General features: G+C 61.6%; 20 protein-coding genes. 2 read left to right on the top strand and 18 right to left on the bottom strand.

Annotated features, from left to right (window positions below; translation table 11 throughout):
* Nucleotides 1-79: 79 nt before the first annotated feature.
* Nucleotides 80-238 (bottom strand): hypothetical protein, encoded by a 159-nt coding sequence (locus CKW22_RS27500; protein ID WP_160015253.1) that lies wholly within the window; start codon nt 236-238, stop codon nt 80-82.
* Between the two features lie 228 nt (nt 239-466).
* Here CKW22_RS27500 and CKW22_RS28000 point away from each other — a divergent pair, with 228 nt between their 5' ends.
* Entirely contained in the window at nt 467-730 is a 264-nt protein-coding gene (locus CKW22_RS28000) for a helix-turn-helix transcriptional regulator (protein WP_256577333.1), read from the top strand.
* 108 nt (nt 731-838) lie between these two features.
* Nucleotides 839-1,114: a hypothetical protein gene (locus tag CKW22_RS24025; protein WP_095065269.1), complete on the top strand. Its 276-nt coding sequence runs from the start codon at nt 839-841 to the stop codon at nt 1,112-1,114.
* Here CKW22_RS24025 and CKW22_RS24030 read toward each other — a convergent pair whose 3' ends face one another.
* The 17 genes from CKW22_RS24030 to CKW22_RS24110 form a co-directional block, all read right to left on the bottom strand.
* Nucleotides 1,115-2,221, bottom strand: coding sequence for a lipopolysaccharide assembly protein LapB (locus CKW22_RS24030; RefSeq protein ID WP_095065271.1), 1,107 nt, complete (start codon nt 2,219-2,221; stop codon nt 1,115-1,117).
* 479 nt (nt 2,222-2,700) lie between these two features.
* Nucleotides 2,701-3,495 carry a DNA adenine methylase gene (locus tag CKW22_RS24035; RefSeq protein WP_095065273.1) on the bottom strand — a complete coding sequence of 265 codons (795 nt, stop codon included), beginning with the start codon at nt 3,493-3,495 and terminating at the stop codon, nt 2,701-2,703.
* Between the two features lie 151 nt (nt 3,496-3,646).
* The gene (locus CKW22_RS24040) at nt 3,647-4,201 is read right to left on the bottom strand and encodes a lysis system i-spanin subunit Rz (protein WP_095065275.1); all 555 of its coding nucleotides are present in this window, start codon (nt 4,199-4,201) and stop codon (nt 3,647-3,649) included.
* Complete coding sequence (locus tag CKW22_RS24045) at nt 4,201-4,770, bottom strand: glycoside hydrolase family 19 protein (RefSeq protein ID WP_095065277.1); 570 nt, start codon at nt 4,768-4,770, stop codon at nt 4,201-4,203. The genes CKW22_RS24040 and CKW22_RS24045 overlap by 1 nt, the downstream gene beginning before the upstream one ends.
* 36 nt (nt 4,771-4,806) lie before the next feature.
* Nucleotides 4,807-5,850 (bottom strand): phage late control D family protein, encoded by a 1,044-nt coding sequence (locus tag CKW22_RS24050; protein WP_095065279.1) that lies wholly within the window; start codon nt 5,848-5,850, stop codon nt 4,807-4,809.
* Between the two features lie 59 nt (nt 5,851-5,909).
* A complete protein-coding gene (locus CKW22_RS24055) occupies nt 5,910-6,116 on the bottom strand; it encodes a tail protein X (protein WP_095065281.1) in 207 nt (68 codons plus the stop codon).
* Nucleotides 6,091-6,936 (bottom strand): phage tail protein, encoded by an 846-nt coding sequence (locus CKW22_RS24060; RefSeq protein ID WP_095065283.1) that lies wholly within the window; start codon nt 6,934-6,936, stop codon nt 6,091-6,093. Before CKW22_RS24060 ends, CKW22_RS24055 begins: the two co-directional genes overlap by 26 nt.
* A 9-nt stretch (nt 6,937-6,945) precedes the next feature.
* The gene (locus tag CKW22_RS24065; RefSeq protein ID WP_095065284.1) at nt 6,946-11,124 is read right to left on the bottom strand and encodes a phage tail tape measure protein; all 4,179 of its coding nucleotides are present in this window, start codon (nt 11,122-11,124) and stop codon (nt 6,946-6,948) included.
* A 131-nt stretch (nt 11,125-11,255) separates the two neighbouring features.
* A complete protein-coding gene (locus CKW22_RS24070) occupies nt 11,256-11,552 on the bottom strand; it encodes a phage tail assembly protein (RefSeq protein WP_095065287.1) in 297 nt (98 codons plus the stop codon).
* Nucleotides 11,553-11,597: 45 nt separating this feature from the next.
* Nucleotides 11,598-12,107 carry a phage major tail tube protein gene (locus tag CKW22_RS24075; RefSeq protein ID WP_095065289.1) on the bottom strand — a complete coding sequence of 170 codons (510 nt, stop codon included), beginning with the start codon at nt 12,105-12,107 and terminating at the stop codon, nt 11,598-11,600.
* 12 nt (nt 12,108-12,119) lie between these two features.
* The gene (locus tag CKW22_RS24080; protein WP_095065291.1) at nt 12,120-13,286 is read right to left on the bottom strand and encodes a phage tail sheath family protein; all 1,167 of its coding nucleotides are present in this window, start codon (nt 13,284-13,286) and stop codon (nt 12,120-12,122) included.
* Between the two features lie 93 nt (nt 13,287-13,379).
* Nucleotides 13,380-13,835, bottom strand: a complete 456-nt coding sequence (locus CKW22_RS24085) for a hypothetical protein (protein ID WP_095065293.1) — start codon at nt 13,833-13,835, stop codon at nt 13,380-13,382.
* 10 nt (nt 13,836-13,845) lie between these two features.
* Nucleotides 13,846-14,574 (bottom strand): hypothetical protein, encoded by a 729-nt coding sequence (locus CKW22_RS24090; RefSeq protein WP_095065295.1) that lies wholly within the window; start codon nt 14,572-14,574, stop codon nt 13,846-13,848.
* Between the two features lie 2 nt (nt 14,575-14,576).
* Nucleotides 14,577-15,263, bottom strand: coding sequence for a phage tail protein (locus CKW22_RS24095; RefSeq protein WP_095065297.1), 687 nt, complete (start codon nt 15,261-15,263; stop codon nt 14,577-14,579).
* Nucleotides 15,260-15,982 (bottom strand): phage tail protein I, encoded by a 723-nt coding sequence (locus CKW22_RS24100; protein ID WP_095065299.1) that lies wholly within the window; start codon nt 15,980-15,982, stop codon nt 15,260-15,262. The genes CKW22_RS24095 and CKW22_RS24100 overlap by 4 nt, the downstream gene beginning before the upstream one ends.
* Entirely contained in the window at nt 15,979-16,959 is a 981-nt protein-coding gene (locus tag CKW22_RS24105) for a baseplate J/gp47 family protein (RefSeq protein ID WP_095065301.1), read from the bottom strand. Before CKW22_RS24105 ends, CKW22_RS24100 begins: the two co-directional genes overlap by 4 nt.
* On the bottom strand, nt 16,956-17,282 hold the full coding sequence (locus CKW22_RS24110) for a GPW/gp25 family protein (protein ID WP_095065303.1): 327 nt from the start codon (nt 17,280-17,282) through the stop codon (nt 16,956-16,958). Before CKW22_RS24110 ends, CKW22_RS24105 begins: the two co-directional genes overlap by 4 nt.
* Nucleotide 17,283 lies beyond the last annotated feature (1 nt).

Here is a 17,283-nt window from a genome sequence, read left to right on the forward strand (position 1 = left end):
AAGGAGTTTGTCGATGAAACTCGACCGCGCAATGGAAGAGCTACGTGCCCTGGTACTGGCAAATAACCCCCAACTCACATCAGCCGAGCTCGACAAACTCACTGATCTTCAGGTCCTGGAACGGGTCAGGAACTCGCTCATAGTAGATGATCAAGGCAGACCAGGTAATGACTGGGAGGTAGTCCAGATGCGAGCGCGCCTTGATCGCCTCATCAAGAAGTACCGCTCTAAGTCTCATCTGCACTGATCCATCCCATCCACCAAGGATAGGGATTTGAACCCGCCCGCATAGCGTAACAGGCCGCTTTAGACCCGAAAACATTGCTGCCAGCGGGATTCACAAAGGCTCAATGCGGCCTGATGCGGCCTAGAATTTGCCCTAATTTTGCCCTAACTCCAGCCCGTCTTCTCCAACGCATTTGCTTGGCATATACTGTTCATATGTACAGCACCGGACGGAATAGCCATGACCTCTCACGCTCTTGATCGGCCGCCGCTTCGCCTCAACCTCGACGAGGATCAGATAGAAGTAGTTGCGTCGCTCATAGACCACCTGCCACTCGGCTTTAATAGCAGTCATTGCGGCCCAGCACGCGTGCTGCTGGGCTGGAGTATCGATGACCTCGGAGCGAAATCCGGCGTTTCTCCGCAGGCAATCCTGGAGCTTGAAGGTGGGGCACACCTCAATGCAGTCAGTATGCAGGCACTGGCATTTGCGCTCGAGGCTTAAGGCCTATTGTTCTTCCCAGGCCACCCTCCACTGAAGGGTGAGAACTGTCGCGGATCTACAAAAGACCCGCGTAGCCGCCACGATTACCATCTACTAGAGTAGCCAGCCATGCCCCAGCGTTACCGTCTCCCAAGCGGCGAGTTAGCACCCGGCCTCTTGCTACCACCGGAGATTCAAAGACGTCTTCGCCTGCTTCTCGCAAACATCGAAGCTGCCAATAGTCCTGTTAATTACATGATCGCGCAGGCCAACGCTCAAGGTGCTTGTCTCGGCTTGGATATGGGGCAAGTGCTGGCTCGATCTACCATAGAGCGCTTAGAGATCCTGGTAGACAATGTCGCCAGCGAGCGTTTGGCCGAGCTGGCTGGAGATTCGCTGCCATAGTTATTTACGCCTATTAAGATAATCATTGATCATAGAGTTAATATCAATCCCCACCCCATTGAAATTTGGATTCAGCGTCACATACTTATTAATAGTCGCGATGATTGACACAATACGAGAAACGTTTTTCTTTGGAAGCTCATACAGAGCCACTATTAATTCTTGCACCACGCCCATGAAATACGGATCATTAGTCCTAACACTCTTTATCATATCGAGAGCCTTAGAAATATCACTTGGAACTTGAGTTCGCAGTGCCAGCTCACAGACCACTATTGAGTAATCAAAGTAATTCACCGGCGACATCTTTACCAAATCCAACTCAGCAAATATACCTCTCGCCCGATCCAAGCGCCCTAGGTAAACCTGAACCTTACCCAGATAAACATTTGCCAATGGTGGATTACAGACTGAAATAGACTTCGAATAATACTTTTCCGCCAGATAGTACTTCTTCAGCGCAAAGTAACACTGACCTACATCACACAAAAAATCGGCAGTTGCCTCAGACGTAAACCTGTCGTCATCGCACTCTAAAAGCAATAACTCAATGGCTTTGGCTAACATTTGCTCATCACCGAGAATCTCGCCAAGGTGCATGTACCCACGCGCCAGCAACACGCGACCGTAAGCTGTTCTCTCCTCCACCCGGGTATGCTCGAAATCAGTTATCGCCTGCCGCGCTAATCTTTCCGCCCTATTCGCCTCATTATGGAGAAAATATTGGACAGCAATAATGAATCGATACTGAAATCTTGATGAAGCGCAGCCTGTTACATCTACAACCTTCGATGCGATAGCTACAACATCAACGTGACCTAACAACTCTGAGTGGACATCCAAATAAACCTCAAGAAACTCTGAACTCTCAACATCCTGCCAGCGAAACTTCGCCATCACAGATCTAGCGCGCGCCCGATCGTTCTTGAATGCAAGGAAGAACAGAGCCTCTTCCGCACACAAAAACCATGCCCATCGGTCGTCCGCAATTGCACCAGATAACTGATGAAGCATTAAAGGGTAATCATCAGCACAGTGACAGCTTTTGTAAAGAGAAAGCGCCTTTCGCGTCATGCCCTGCATGGACGAGAGGTCCAATTCAAGCATCTTGGTGGCGTCCTTTCCGCTGTGCATATCTCGGACCGTGTGCGCCAAATGGCAGAGGCGATACCAGGTAATGTGCGCCCTCAGTTTTTTTAGTTTTTGTACCGCGGTTCGAGGACGAACCTCACTAACCCTGTAGTCGTATTTAGGCCACTCATCCTTGCAGCAATTCTTATATTTGAAGCCAGAGCCGCAGAGGCAGTTCTCTTTTCCACCTGGAGCATACGAATACAGGCCTTCCCACTTTACTCTGCCCAAGTCCACCCCCACATAATCTGGAGCCACAATGCAAGCAGCCCCAGATTAAAAACACACACAATGAAGAACGCACCAACTGGAAACATGTGAAGCTCGTGCGGACAATGTCTTCTAATCGAACCGCTCAATAGAGTTTTCCAGCAGAAGGACTAAAAACAGCGGCCCACCCAAGACTGCTGGCCAACATTACTACTAGCTTGAGACTACCCGCAAGCCTGCTTTCTTCAAAAGAGCTGACCGAATTCGTCCGATTTCCAGTTGGTAATTATGAGCTCCCCTGTAATTTGCGCTGAGCCTTGACGTTGGTTGGCATTGGAGTATCTGATGTCGACGGTCTCGAAATGGAAGCCGTGAAAAGCACGCCGAATGTCGGGATGATCATTGATGCTTAGCATCACCTTGCCCTTGCACCGACGCATAAAGTCGGCCATGCGCTCATACTCCGCGAAAGGGAATTCCAAGCCATAGCCGGCTGTTTTCCAGTATGGTGGGTCCATGTAGAAGAAGGTGTGTGCTCGATCGTAGCGTTCGGCACAGTCGAGCCAGGACAGATTCTCGACATAAGTGCCAGCGAGGCGCTGCCACGCAGCGGACAAATTCTCCTCTATGCGCAGCAGGTTAATGGCCGGCCCAGTTGTGGCAGTACCGAAGGTCTGCCCGGTGACCTTACCGCCGAAGGCATGCTGCTGCAGGTAGAAGAACCGCGCCGCTCGCTGAATATCGGTCAGGGTTTCAGGGCGCGTCATCTTCTGCCACTCGAAGATCTGCCTGGAGCTAAGCGCCCATTTGAACTGGCGAACGAACTCCTCCAAGTGGTTCTGCACAACGCGATAGAGGGTGACCAGGTCGCCGTTGAGATCGTTCAGTACCTCCACCGGCGCGGGCTGGGGACGCATGAAGAATAACGCGGCACCGCCGGCGAAGACTTCGACGTAGCATTCATGAGGGGGAAAGAGGGGGATCAAGCGGTCGGCCAGGCGGCGTTTGCCACCCATCCAGGGAATGATTGGAGAGGTCATAGGTATGCAAGTCTTTACTGTATGGATAGACAGGTGTTAGGCTCGCCGCGCTTTGTGCACAAGGCAGAGGCCACGGCTGGACTTGCAGGAAGGGTCTGCGGGTTCGGCGGGCCGGGCTGGATGTTGACGCATCCATCCGGCTCGCCTCTTTTCACTTGGTGACTTCGCGCACGTAGGCCTGGCAGGCCTGCAACGCGATCAGCCCCCGGTCGCCTTCGTCGGTGATGGCGACAATTCGTTGAGCATGCGCTCGGTCAAGTTGGGCGCGTAAGGCGCCATGTACCACGCCTCCGGTGCCGGCGGTTTCTCGCACCCCACCGTCACAACCCGGGGCGGCAAAGGCTCCGGCGTCGACAAGGACTGACAACCGCAGATCAGCGGTAGCAAGCCTGTCACGCAGGCGAGCTTGAGTTTGGTGAGCATCGTTCATCTCCTTCCAATGCGCCTGGCTCTGCTCCTGCAGGTGATTTTCCAGGGTGCGCCGTTGCGCCTGCTGTTCCGCCAACTTCTTGAGGGCAGCAACAGAGGCTTCTTCACGTTCACGGCCATAGGCTCGATCCTTGTCCGCCAGTTGCCGGCCAAAATCCGCAGCCTGTTCGGCGAGCTGCTTCCCGTAGTCGCTCGCCTGCCACACCCAGGCACCGCGACCACCAACCCACAGCCCTACCGCTATGGCGAGCAAGGCGATGCGCACGTTAAGTGACATCACTGCAGCACCTCAAGAGCTCGCTTGTAGAGCGCCTGGCGATCCTTCAAACCATTCAGGCCACCATTGATGCGGCGGGTGATCGACTCGAAAGCCGCATCATCAGCATGCGTCACCTTGTCAGCGAGACTGTTGAGCCCCGCCCGCTGCCAGTACCAGCCAGCTGACAGAGATGCATAAACCGGCTGCTCGAGCAGATCAGGGGTATTGAGCAAGCGGCTGTCGCCGAACAGCGCCTCGCTGCAGGCCTCGTAGTTGTCACGTCCGGTGATCTGAATTAGCCCACGGCCACGGTACCGTTGGCCATCGCCATCAGCCTGCGGGGTGTTGCCGAGACGCTGCGCCAAGCGGCCGGTGTCGTACTTGGCCAAGTAGGCCTCGTTACCGAGCTCACGCACATACAGCAGCTGGCCAGACTCATGGCCGACCTGGGCAAGGAATGCCGCCATACGCTTGGGCGTGATGATCGAGTACTTGCCCATTGTCGCGTTGAGGCCAGGAACAAAAACGCCGGCTTTGCGGCCGGCGTTGGGGAGGATTTGTTGCAGTTGTTGAACTGAGATAGCCATTGCGTTCTCCAGTGATGGCCGCGCGCGGCCGTGGGGTTACAGCTGCTCAACCCTGAGCGGCTTTTCTTCTTTCTTCTTCTTGCCCGAGGCCTTGGCCTTGCCCTTCTTGCCGCCGTTGCACTCGACCGTCGTTGTCCACCCGGATTGGGTAAACACCTGCTCGACGGCATCCACCAGGTACTCGCCATCAAGGCCGACCTTGAAGCCCTGGGCGTTGATCGAGCATTCGGCAAACAGGTCGGTACGTCCGGCCATTTCCAGGCGCACGGCGGCGGTGCTTCGGTTGAACGCGGCCAGCCGCGCCTTGGCGGCTTGCTCAGCGGCGGTCTTGTTGGGATAGATATGGCGGTCGGTATGGACCGGGGGCAGTCCGTCGGGCGACTCGCCGTTGTCCAACTGGACCACCTTCAAGGCGCCGGTTTTCTGGTCCTGATGCTGGGTCTTCACAGCCTTCTGTGTGCTGCGGTCACCCAGGCGGAATTGATAGCGGGCCACGTCCGTCTTGTTGATGGGCACGACCAGCAGCGGCTTGCTGGTCGTGCTCTTCCCGCCTTGCCGAGGCATGACCAACAGCTTGCCCTCGGCCACCTTGGCGGTGCTGTCGTACTGCCGTGCCAGGCGCGTGACAAAGTTAAAGTCCGACTCGTTGCGCTGGTCGACGCGCTCGACCTTGGTTGTCACCGGGCACACAACCTCCCAACCGTTACGCTTGGCGATTTCGGTCACGATCTGCGACAACGGCACGTTTTCCCAGCTACCGCTGCGAATGGTCTTGCCGCTGCCCCGCATGTCGCTAGCCTTGCCGCGTATGGTCAGTTCGTCAGGTGGGCCAGACACCTGCACCTCGTCCACCGTAAAGGCGCCCATGCGCGTGATCGGCTGGCCCTCATAGCCCAGGAACACCTCCACCCGCCCCCCGCGCGCCGGCAGTGCAACCGCTTGGGCGCGGTCGTCAATGCGCAGCTCGAACTCGTCCGACTCCATGCCGGGCTTGTCCGATATGCGCAGCAGCAACAGGCGGTCATTGATCAAGGCGGTAATGTCCTTGCCATCCGCGACGATTTGAAACGTGGGTTTCATGCTTGCTCCAGAAACAAGAAACCCCGCACGGGGCGGGGCTTCGTTACGCGTAACGCGGGTTAGCCGAACAGCTGCAGCAGCTCGACCGCCGGCGCCGACAGATCGGGCAACCGGATCAGCAGGCCGGCGCGGTAAGGCTGCGCCTCCCTGGCCAGATCCGCGTTGGCCTCTAGCACCGCTTCGACGGTGCCGTTGAGATGCCCATAATGGTGCTGGCAGATCACATCGAGCAGATCCCCGTCAGACGTTCTGCAGGTCGTTGCCATAGCTCACAAACTCCAGGGTGAAGCCTTGTTTTCGGGGGATGCCGCCTGGCAGCAGGTGGCTTTGCTCTTCCTCGATGCTAACCAGGCACCAGTTGCCCAGGACCTCGCCATAACCCGTGACCAGGTTCAACGGCTGCAGGTTGCGGCCAATGCTGCGCAGCACGTTCAGCTGCTTAATGCCGCCCTTGTGGTGGGGGAAGATCGCGCCCTTGAGCGTGATCTTTTCCTCACCCAAGCCCACCGCCTGCTGCGCCACACTGCGGCGCAGGCGCTCCTGGCCGGCCCATCGGTACGTCGCCTGCCGCCGCAGCTCGTCAAACGCGGCTGTATCAAGGTTGAAGTAATACGGCTGCATCTTCGGGTCATGCGGCTGGATGATCAGCAGGTGAGGGAACGGCGCGACCGCCTCGGGCAGCGGCGTGGCCGAGCCCAGCAGCCCGCCAGTGGGCAGGATGTTGGACAGCGAAGGGCTGACCATTCCCGCCACCCGGCTGGCCTCGGCCGTGACCTTGGACGCCATCCGCTTGAACGTGCCGAGCCGTTCCTGCACCTGGGCGGCGCCAGACACGACACGACCATAGGTTTCGGCCACCTGCCCCACGCGGGACTGCGCCACGCTGATACTGCGCACCACGCGCCCCAGCTTGGCGCCGACCTCGGGCGGCACGAACGGGATGTTTTCCAGCTCCGAGGCGGCGCCGGTGATGCTGCCAATGGCACCATTCAAGGGCACAAGCATGCCGTCCAGATCCTTTCGCCCAGCCTCCCCTGCTGCAACCAATCCCGACAGGGACGATTCCAGCTGTTCCATGTAGGCCATAGGCCCTCCTTAGATGTGTGGTTGATCGAACAGCTGAGCCGAGGACATGCGCGCGGAAACCTCACGTTGGAAGGCCTCCCAAAGCCGGCGCAATGAAGGCTCCAGTTCGCGCACCACCTGCTCTGGGTCTTTCACATCCCCATGCACGTCGAGCTTGATAGACGGCGCGAAGGTAAACGACTGCTCTACCGTCGGTGCCGGCACCTTGGCCGGTGCAGGGGATTTGGCCGGTTTGGCCTCGGGCATCCGTGGTGCCGGCGGCGCCGCTTTGGCCATTTCCCGTACCACCTCCCCGAGGGAAGGCGGCGCATTTGGTACCGGCGCCGCAGGCCGGGCATCAGGCGATGTTCGCTCGGCGACCGGCAGACGCTCCCGGTTGTCGACCACCAGTGGCACAGGGGCCGCCGGTTGCTGCACAAGCGTGACCATCGGTTTGACCAGCAGCGGCGCCGGCGCCGCTGGCATGACCTTGGCCAGATCACGCACGGCAGTGCCCAGGGCGGGCACCGGTGCCGGCGCAGGTTCGGCGACCGGCACACGCTCCCGGCTGTCGACTGCTGCAGGGGCCACCGCCGGCGCCTGGGACACTGGCTCGGGCGCCGCCGGCGTGATCAACGGCTTGACCACCGTCGGTGCCGGGGCACTGGCCTTGACCGGCTCGCGCACGGTCTTGCCCAGGTCCGGTACCGGCGCCAGCGCAGGGTCGGCGACCGGCACAGGCTCCCGATTGTCGACTGCTGCAGGGACCACCGCCGGCGCCTGGGGCACTGGCTTGGGCGCCGCCGGCGTGATCACTGGCTTGACCACTGTCGGTGCCGGGGCGCTGGCCTTGACCGGCTCGCGCACAGTCTTGCCCAGGGCGGGTACCGGTGCCGGCGCAGGTTCGGCGACCGGCACACGCTCCCGACTTTCGACTGCTGCAGGGGCCGCCGCCGGCGCCTGGGGCATTGGCTCGGGCGCCGCCGGCGTGATCACTGGCTTGACCACTGTCGGTGCCGGGGCGCTGGCCTTGACCGGCTCGCGCACGGTCTTGCCCAGGTCCAGCACCGGTGCCGGCGCAGGTTCGGCGACCGGCACACGCTCCCGGCCGTCGACTGCTGCAGGGGCCACCGCCGGTGCCTGGGGCACTGGCTTGGGCGCCGCCGACGTGATCACCGTCTTGACCACGGTCGGTGCCGGGGGGCTGGCCTTGACCGGCTCGCGCACAGTCTTGCCCAGGGCGGGTATCGGTGCCGGCACAGGGTCGACGACCGGCACACGTTCCCGGTCGTCAACTACTGCAGGGGCCACCATCGGCGCCTGGAGCACTGGCTCGGGCGCCGTCGGCGTGAGCACCGGCTTGACCACCGTCGGTGCCGGGGCACTGGCTTTGACCGGCTCCCGCACGGTCTTGCCCAGGTCCGGTACCGGCGCCGGCATAGGTTCGGCGACCGGCACACGCTCCCGGCCGTCGACTACTGCAGGGGCCGCCGCCGGCTTGAGCACCGGCTTGACCACCGTCGGTGCCGGGGCACTGGCTTTGACTGGCTCGTGCACGGTCTTGCCCAGGTCCGGTACCGGCGCCGGCACAGGTTCGGCGATCGGCACACGCTCTTGGCCGTCGACTGCTGCAGGGGCCACCACCGGCGCCTGGGGCACCGGCTCGGGCGCCGCCGGCGTGATTATCGGCTTGACCACGGTCGGTGCCGGCGCGCTGGCCTTGACTGGCTCGCGCACAGTCTTGCGCAGGTCCGGTACCGGTGCCGCCACAGGTTTGGCGACTGCTGCAGGGAGTGGCTGCGCCGGCTTGGCCTCTTGGCCTGGCTCCAGCGTTACGCGTAACGCCTCACCAGGTGCCGGCGGCGTTTCCGCCTTTGGCTTGGCCTCCCCTTCGGGTTGCTCCTCGCCAAACCACCGCTTACCCAGCCAGCCGCCGAACGTTTCGCCACCCATACCCCCCAGGATGGCGCCAACAGCACCGCCAACGGCGGTACCGATGACCGGCACGACCGAGCCAATAGCTGCACCTGCAGCTGCTCCTGCGAGCGTGCCCGCAAGACTACCGGCGGCGCCGCCATAACCCTCGGCTTTCTCATCCTTGGTTTCAGCGTTCAGCGCGACGTCCAGCGCCTGAGCACCGGCATCCACAACATTGCCTCCGGGCAGGCGCTTAGCCAAACGGGCGACCCCACGAATGGAGCGCGCTATCTTGCCCACCTCGTCGCCACTCGTCAGCGCCGCTGGCACTGCAGCAAATAGTCGGCGCTTGGGCGCCGGCGCGCTGGGCGCCTCCACCTTCGCTGCCGGCCGTACCACAGGCCCCTGTTTCGCCAGGCGCCGGCGCTCCCGGCGGCGACTTCGGCGGCTGCCCCGACCAGACCCTGCAGGGCCGTTACTGGCGACGCTACTGCCGATCCCGCCGATCGCACTGGCATTAACCACAAACACGCGCTGCGGGTCGTGGCCGCCTGCTTCGCCGTCATTGGCCGGGGCCGACTCGGTGGACCTGGAAGAGAACACCTTGCCCAGCACGCCCAGGCCGGTGTCGACCACCTTACTGCCCGTCTTGGGCAGCTCGCCCCGCCCAGCACGTCCGGCCAGGCGCTCCAGGCCTCGGCCGCGCGCAATATTGAAAACGCCACGGCCGATTTTCAGCGCGCTCGATGCGGTCATGAAAGCGATAACCGCCGCAGTGATGCCTCCAATGCCCAGCACCACCGACGGGAACCCGTCGGCCAACTTGGTCAAGCCACGGGCAACCGTGGTCACTCCCGTGGCCACCATATCCGTGGCCGGCCGGATGGCATCGCCGATGCTACGCATGGCGTCGTCAATCGACTGGACCGTCTCGGCCCATTGCTGCGCGGAAGTCTCACGGCGCTCGGCAAGGTTCTTGTCGAGGATCCCCGAGGCCTTCTTAGAATCGGCTTTCAGTTCTTCATATAGCCCCCGATTCTGCGCGTAGGCCGTGAGCGCAGCCTTGACCTGCATGTCGGCGAACAGGTCGCCGGTACGCAAAGTTTTCTCCAGGGCTTCAAGCGCGGCGGCGGCCTTCTCCGGGTCAACTTCCTTGTCGATCTTGGCCTTGGCTTCCTCGATCTTTTTAGCCTTGGCCGGGTCAGTCGCCTGGACGTACTTCATGGCCAGGGCCATGGACGCCTCAATGACGTTCATGCCCTTCTGCAGACCGGTATTCAGCGACGCCTGGTAGTCAATGCCTACATCGCTGTAGGCCTTCTTGATGTCGCCGGCACCGATCTTCTCCATCCAGTTTTTGAAGTTGTTCGCGGCTTCGTCCGAGCTGCCGGCGGTCTTCATTTGCACCTGCAGCATGGAGCCCAGCGACGTCACCGCATCCAACCCGGTGATGCCGTTTTTCTCCATGCCGGCCAGCAGCTGCGGGAACCACTTGGCCATATCGCTGGCCTCGAAGCTCCCCGCCTGGCCTTGGTAGGCGATAGCCTCCAGGGCCTGCTGCATGACCTTTGGGTCGCTGATCTTGGCGTTTTGCTGCAGCGCCTGAATCATCGACGCCGTATCAACGCCAGAAGCACCCTGGCCGATGGCGAACTTGGCCGCCACCGGCGCATAGGACAGCGCCTTATCCAGCTCCATGCCGGCGCCGACCAACTGGTTGACCAGGTCGGCCACGTCATTGCGCGACATACCGGTGTCTTTGGCCGTGTCGATTACCGTCCGGGTAAGCTGCTGCTCTTCCGGTTTGTTGGCAATGTCGGCCTTGATCGCAATGTCACGGATGACCGCTTGGTAGTTCGCGCTGATCATCGTTGGCACGGCGGCCATGCCCGTGCCCACCACAGCACGGCCAATGTTCGACTTGAGCGAGTCCTTGCCCGCCTGCAGCTGCTGGTGGCCCTTTAACTGCAGATCGGCGCCCTTGGCCTCACGGGCCAGGCGCTGGTATTCGCGGGAAAGACGGCCAACCTCGACGCCTTGCTTGCGCAGGGAGTCCAGGTTGTTGTCCAGCTTGCGTAACAGCTTGTCGGCGCCGGCGGCGCCGCTGTCATGCGCGCGCTTCCATTCTTCGCGCAGTTTGATGGTTTCGCCGATGGTGCTTTTGAGCACCTTGGCCCTGTTGCCTTTGGCCTCCAGTTTCTGGATGCCGTTTTCTACTGTCTTGAATGCGGCGCCGACCGATGAAGCGACAGCACCCCCGATCACCAGCGATAACGCTAGTTTGCTTGCCATCGGTACCCCCTATGCAAGCTCAATCCGAAAGCCACCAGACCATATCCTGGTAAGACATGGTCAGGATTTCAGCGGCCGAGAAATGCAGCTCGGCCGCCAGTCGCTTGGCCGCGCTTTTCAGCGTCTCGGGATTACAGTTCGTCCTCTCGCACCAAAAAGGTGTAACCCGCTTGTACGCGGTTGTAGTCCTTGTAGGTGAGGCCCTCCAGATCCTGCAGGCCCACCTCGGCCAGGGAGGCGAACAGGTTCAGTTCGCGCTGTTCTTCGTCGCCGTCCGAGGTCTTGGAAGAGTTGCGAATGTCGCGCACGGTCGGCGCACGCAGGGTGATTTTGTCCTGCTCGATGCCGTTCAGCACGACGGGCTTGGTCAAGGTAATGGTGACGTTTTCAGCGGTCAGGGCGATGTACTTCGGTGCCGGCTTGCTCATGGAGATTTGTCCTTGATTCGAAAAGGTGTGCGGAAAGGTTGCGGGTTACAGGCCGAGGTCGCGGCGCTGGCTGGCCAACTGGTCGACGCCATTGATGACGCGTTTCATGGCCATCGGCTCGATCTCGTAAATGACCTCGCCGCCGACTTCGAGCTTGTAATAGGTCAGGGCAACGGCGTGCTTGAGCTCTGCCTTGTCGCCCGGCTTCCAGTCGCCCATGTCCAGCTCTTTCAGCGTGCCGCGCTGGGTAACGATCACCGCTTTGGTTTCGCCTTTCTGCCCCTTGAAGGAGCCGCGGAAAACACCGTTGAAGGCATTGCCGTCGGCCAGACCGAAGAACTTCAGCGACTCCTTCCGCACGCCGGTGGTGACGAAGGTGGACTCCAGCTTTTCCATGCCCACATCCATCTCAATCGGCATATCCATGCCGCCGGGGCGGTACTCCTCCATCTTGAGCGTGAGCTTGGGCAGGGTCAGGCTGGGGACATCGCCCTGAAAGCTGACCCCATCCACAAACAGGTTCAGGTTGGCCAGAATTTCGGGAATCATTGCCATGTGGTGCGCTCCTTAAGCGACTTGATCGAGGACTTCGGTCAGCCACTGGTTAGTGACTTCGACGCGGAAATTGGGGTTTTCAGCCGGCGGAACGTCGGTGAATCGGATGTTCCAATACACCTTGCCCTGCTCCAGCTGGCTTTGCGTGTTGAGCACCGGGTCGGCGTAGACCTCGAAGTTGATGATTGCGCCCTGGGCTTTCAGGTCGCGCATGAAGGCTTGCAGGCCCTCGGTCACATCGCGGATGTAGGTCGAGGTGATAGCGCGGTCGACCGCCCATTTGTGGCCGTACAGGATCGCGTCCATGACCATGTCCATGGTCCGCACGCGGGTGACGAAGGCCCACTTGGCATCGCTCGACAGCGTGCGGTTGCCCCACAGGCGGAACCCGTCGTCACGGATGATGGTCGCGATATTGGCGTTGTTGAGCAGGTTGGCCCGGCAGGTCTCGTCGCCATCCAGATACTCGATGGCACGGGTGGTGCCGGTGATGCCGACAAACTCCTTGTTCGACGGCGAGGCCCAGAAACCGTACTGGCTATCGGTGTAGGCGAACACGCCTGCAGCCCAGGCCGAGGCCGGCGCGTCGACGGTCGCGCTGGTGGCGGTGTCCCACATCTGCACGCCGGGGTCGACCATGAAAAGACGCTTGGAACCAAACAACTTGGCGTAGGTGGTGGCCGCCTCATCGGTGGTGCCTGGGCCGTCGATGATGGCGACAGCACGCAGCTTGGCTGCAATCGAGTCCATCGCGGTGGCCACCGCCTGGGTGGCGCTGTGCTTGGGCGCGATGATGAGGCGCGGCTGGGCGTTGAAACGGCTCTTGCCATCGAGCAGCGCCTGCAGGCCGGTACGCTTGCCGTTAGCCTGCACCCCGCCAATGATCGAGGAAGTCTGCGCGGCTGCGTCGACGGCCTTGGCCACGCCCGAGGCGACGATGACCGCCTTGGCGCGGGCATAGATCGCCTGGCAGGCCTTGGTGATTGCCGAGGCGGGGCCAAACGCGGCAACGGCCTCGCGCTCGTTGGTGATCAGCACCAGGTCGCCCGCCTTGGCCGTTGCGCCGGCGCCTTCGGTGAAGGTGTCGACCAGGCCAATGATTGAGGAAGACGGTAGCGAGACACTACGCGCGCCAGTGTCGACGCTCGTTACGGTAACGCCGTGAAAGAATCCAGCCATGGGAAAGCTCCAAAAGAAAGGGCCGCACTCGGCGGCCCTGCAGAAATGAAAACGCCCCGAAATCGGGGCGCTCAAGGGAATGCGGGGAGAGGGTCAGGCGTTGCCGGCCACACTGGCGCGGATCGCGTTGATTGCCGTGTCGGCGTGACCTTCGGCCTCATCATGATTCTTAGCCTTGAGCACCTCCTGCCTGCCTTTCAGGCGGGCCGAGCGGATTGCACAGAGCGCAGCCCGCCAGGCTTCTGACTCGGCCAAAATAACCTCCGCAGCGGCTTGCGGGTCGATACCCTGGGCATCGACCACCGCCTGGACTGTCAGCGGCACGTCGCCGTCATAACCGGCCAGCTTGTAAGCCTTGGCTTCATCCTCGGCCATCTGATACTCGACCGCTCGCAGCGAATCTCCCAGCACGGATGCACGGGCCTGATCGGCCGCTTGCTCGATCTGCTGTTCAGCAGCTAACAAAGCCGCCCCCAGGGGCAGCGCCCCGAAGTCGAAACCCACATAGCTGTCGCCTTGGAAAACGACGGTCAAAAACTGCTTTTGCATGGGCAGGGCCTCAGAGTGTTGGAACGTTGGTGATGATGTTTGCCAGGGTTTTGGAATCCGTGCCGGCGGCAACACCTGGGATGATCGAACCGGCCAGAGCCGACGGAATAGAGGTGCCGGAAACTGCAAGGGCATAAAGCGCAGCGTTTGGACCGAACAGGCGACCACGGAAGGTGCCACGAAGCTCAAACACGCAATTGTAGAAACGCATCTGATGCAGCACCGGCGAAGATGCTCCGCTACCGAAGGCGAGGCAGTAATAGGTGTCGAGGTCGCCAGCCGAAGAAGCCGGCAGGCTGATCGTCATCTGAGCAAAGTCCAGCGTCGAACCATCGGACTGCCAGAAGCAACCCATGCGCAGGCCTTGACCACTGGATGGCACGAATTCATTGAGAATCAGCTTGCGCCCGGAGTTCGCCTCTGCACGCAATGACAAGCGACGACCCTGGAGGTAGAGGTGCTCTGCCAGAGTGTAATCCTGTTGCAACCAAGCCTCACAGCGCCCCCCCGCCGGGGTTGCGGCAATGGCCGCCGCCAGGGTCTTGAATGGGCTGGCACTCGATCCGAGGCCTGCGTCGTCGCCCAGCTTAGGGTCGACATAGAAGGTTCGACTGATGGCAGGCGCCGCAGCCACTGCAGCCGATACGGCTTTGTCGATGGCATCCTTTTTCCCAAGGAAGTACTCCGCCATCTTGTTGTTAGACGCGGTCAGCGCGGCGATTTCGGTTTCAAGGCTCATGCCTATGCTCCATGGATGTGTTGAATAACGGTGTATTGAAGGGCAATCAGCCCGGTGGCATTGGCAATCGCTACACTCAGCAAGCCATCCCGCGTTTGAATCGCCGCCTTTTCAGCGGCGCTCATACGGTCAAGTAGGCTGCTGATTTGCTCCCCAGCGATCTGCTGCAGGCGCTCCTGGCTAACCTGCCGGTCGTGCTGTTTCAGACCGCGCAGCTGCTCGTCAATGAGTGCTGTGGCCTGCGCTGCCAGGGACGCTGCCAGCGTCAGGTTGAGGCCGGCGGCCGTACTGGTGATAGTTACGCTGTCCGCCGGTAGCGCAGCCAGCGACAGGTCGTAGGCCAGCAGCAGGTCGATGTTGGCGGCCTTGTATGCCAAAGCCTCGGTCAAGTGCGACCAGACCGCCAACAGGGTGCCGTCCTTGAGGAAAATGCCGACCTCCTTTACCCAGTAGCCGGTTGTGCCATCGGCGACAGCGGTCAGGTGCAACAGCGTGCCGCTCAGCTTCTCGCCGCTGGAAATCGGGAACCGCGCCACCTCGTTGCGCAGGGTCTTTTGATCGGCGCTCGGGGTGTAGGCCTGGCTGCCCAGGGCGATATGGCTAATCTCGGCCGAGAGGCCGGTTTTAGTCGCCGTCAGGATCGCAGCCAGGCCGGCCTTGGTGATGACAGGTTGCAAGCCTGTACTCATAGAACAGCCTCCATGTAGCCCCGGATGACCACGCGCACCTGCACCGCGTTGGCCACCAGCGGGGCACCTTCTGCTTGAATGGGTACGCCCTGCGCCTCGGCAAACCGCCGGGATACGCTGGACGCGTTGAGCGCATTGGCAAACAGCACCGTCTGCGCCATGGGGTCGAAGGGCACCGCCTGGGCATCCATGGATCGATGCTGCACGGCGCGCGCCTGGAAGGCGTTACCCAGCACCAGGCCACCGTCGAAGCGCGCACCCAGCCGAAACTCGTAGTGGCTGCGCTCGTTCTTCGCCGCGTCGACCAGGGCGCGCAGTCGCTCCCCCAGCTCAGGCGAGATAATCGAGCCTTCGCCCGGCCGGTTGTGGTTCGCCCAGGCCGTGACCTGGAACGTGTACGGCGCGGCGTTCGGGATCTGGTGCCACTCCTTGAATTCCGCGTTGACCCGCACCGCCTTGAGCACTCGCCGGATCGCGCCGACAGTGCCCTTGGTCTTGTGAACCGGAATCGCCTCGCGGATCAGCTCGCGGCGCTGGGCGTCGGTGTAAGCCGCCTCCCAGCCCTCGACCTTGAGCGCCCAGCCCAGCCAGGGGAGGAAGCTGGGCGGACAGCGTGCCGAGTCGGCCACGCCCCGGATGATTTCCGGGTCCACACCCAACTCGCCAGCGCGCTCCAGCGAGCGCTCCAGCAGCGTGGCGTTGTGCGGTAGCAGGCTCATGTGACCACCTTGGTCGTCAGTGCTATCGCCGTAGCACGGGGGTAGTGCCGCTTGTCACACACCACACCCTCGACTGGCTTCACCAGGTCCACACGACTGATGCCCGTTACGTGTAACGCGGCATAGATCGCCGAAACGGGCAATTGCCCCTCAAGGCGGCGCGCCTCGGCAATGGCGGCATCAAGGCTTTTCCGGGCTGCGGCTAGCACAACGTCCGGGTCTGGCCCATTTTCCACCCACAGCACGGCTTCAACCTTGAAGTCGGTCGGGATGCCACCCTGCACGCGGGGCCGATCTGTCACCGGCCGCACGTCCTCGGCCGACAGCGCCTTAAGGACCGTGGCCACCAGCTGCGCCTCGGGCATGGTGCTGCTCGTCCCGGCCAGCACCGCCAGCGACACGTCACCGGGCAGAGGATTGGCCAGGCCGGCGTCGTAGTCGCAGACCACCACAATGGCCCCGGCCGGCAGTTGCGACTTAACCGCGGCTGGCACCGGCACCCCGGAAAACCGGGGCGAGTCGACCGAAACGTGTACCAGCTCGGCCGACGCACTCAGCGCGTGATACTCATACGCCCCGCTGCTGCCAGCGACCGACAGGGCTTCAAGCGAAAGCCGCGTGCGGTAGCGCAGCGCCTCGTCAGACTCCATAACAGCCGCAACGGGCGGCACCGCGTCGGGATCCGCTGCCCGGATGGTCAACCGCTGCACGCCATAGTCGGCGGCGCGATTGTCCAGATCGGCGCCTTTGGCATAAGCCAGCAAGCTGGCCTTGGCCGCCGCGTTGATCCGCGCCCGCACTAGCAGCTCACGGTAGGCCATGACCTCCATCAGCTTGACCACGGGTTCGGACTCCAGCAACGCGGTCCACTGATCGCCCATATGGGCGCGGAAGATGCCTAGCACCTCCTGATACAGCGTCTCGAAGTCGAGGGTTTCCACCACCTCGGGTGGGGGGAGCAAAGACAGATCGATCACGCGCTTACCTCCACGACAGCCGAGCTGCCTAGGTACTGGCCGGTCAGCTGCAGGCCAATCTGGCCGTCAACCACGGAAACGACCTTGACCCGCTCCAGCCGCAAACGCGGCTCCCAGCGACCCAAGGCGCGGGCCACCTCGGCCTGTACGGCGCTTTTCCAGCCCTCGTTAACCGGCAGGTCGACAAAGCGGCGCAGGTTGCAGCCGTACTCAGGGCGCATGCGGCGACTGCCCAGGGGCGTGGTCAGGATGTCCTCAATCGATTGTTTCAAGTGATCGAGGCCGGTGGATTGCTGGCCGGTCCTGCGGTCGACGCCGATCATG

It is taken from the genome of Pseudomonas sp. Irchel s3f19, from assembly GCF_900187555.1.
Classification (GTDB): Bacteria; Pseudomonadota; Gammaproteobacteria; order Pseudomonadales; family Pseudomonadaceae; genus Aquipseudomonas; species Aquipseudomonas capeferrum.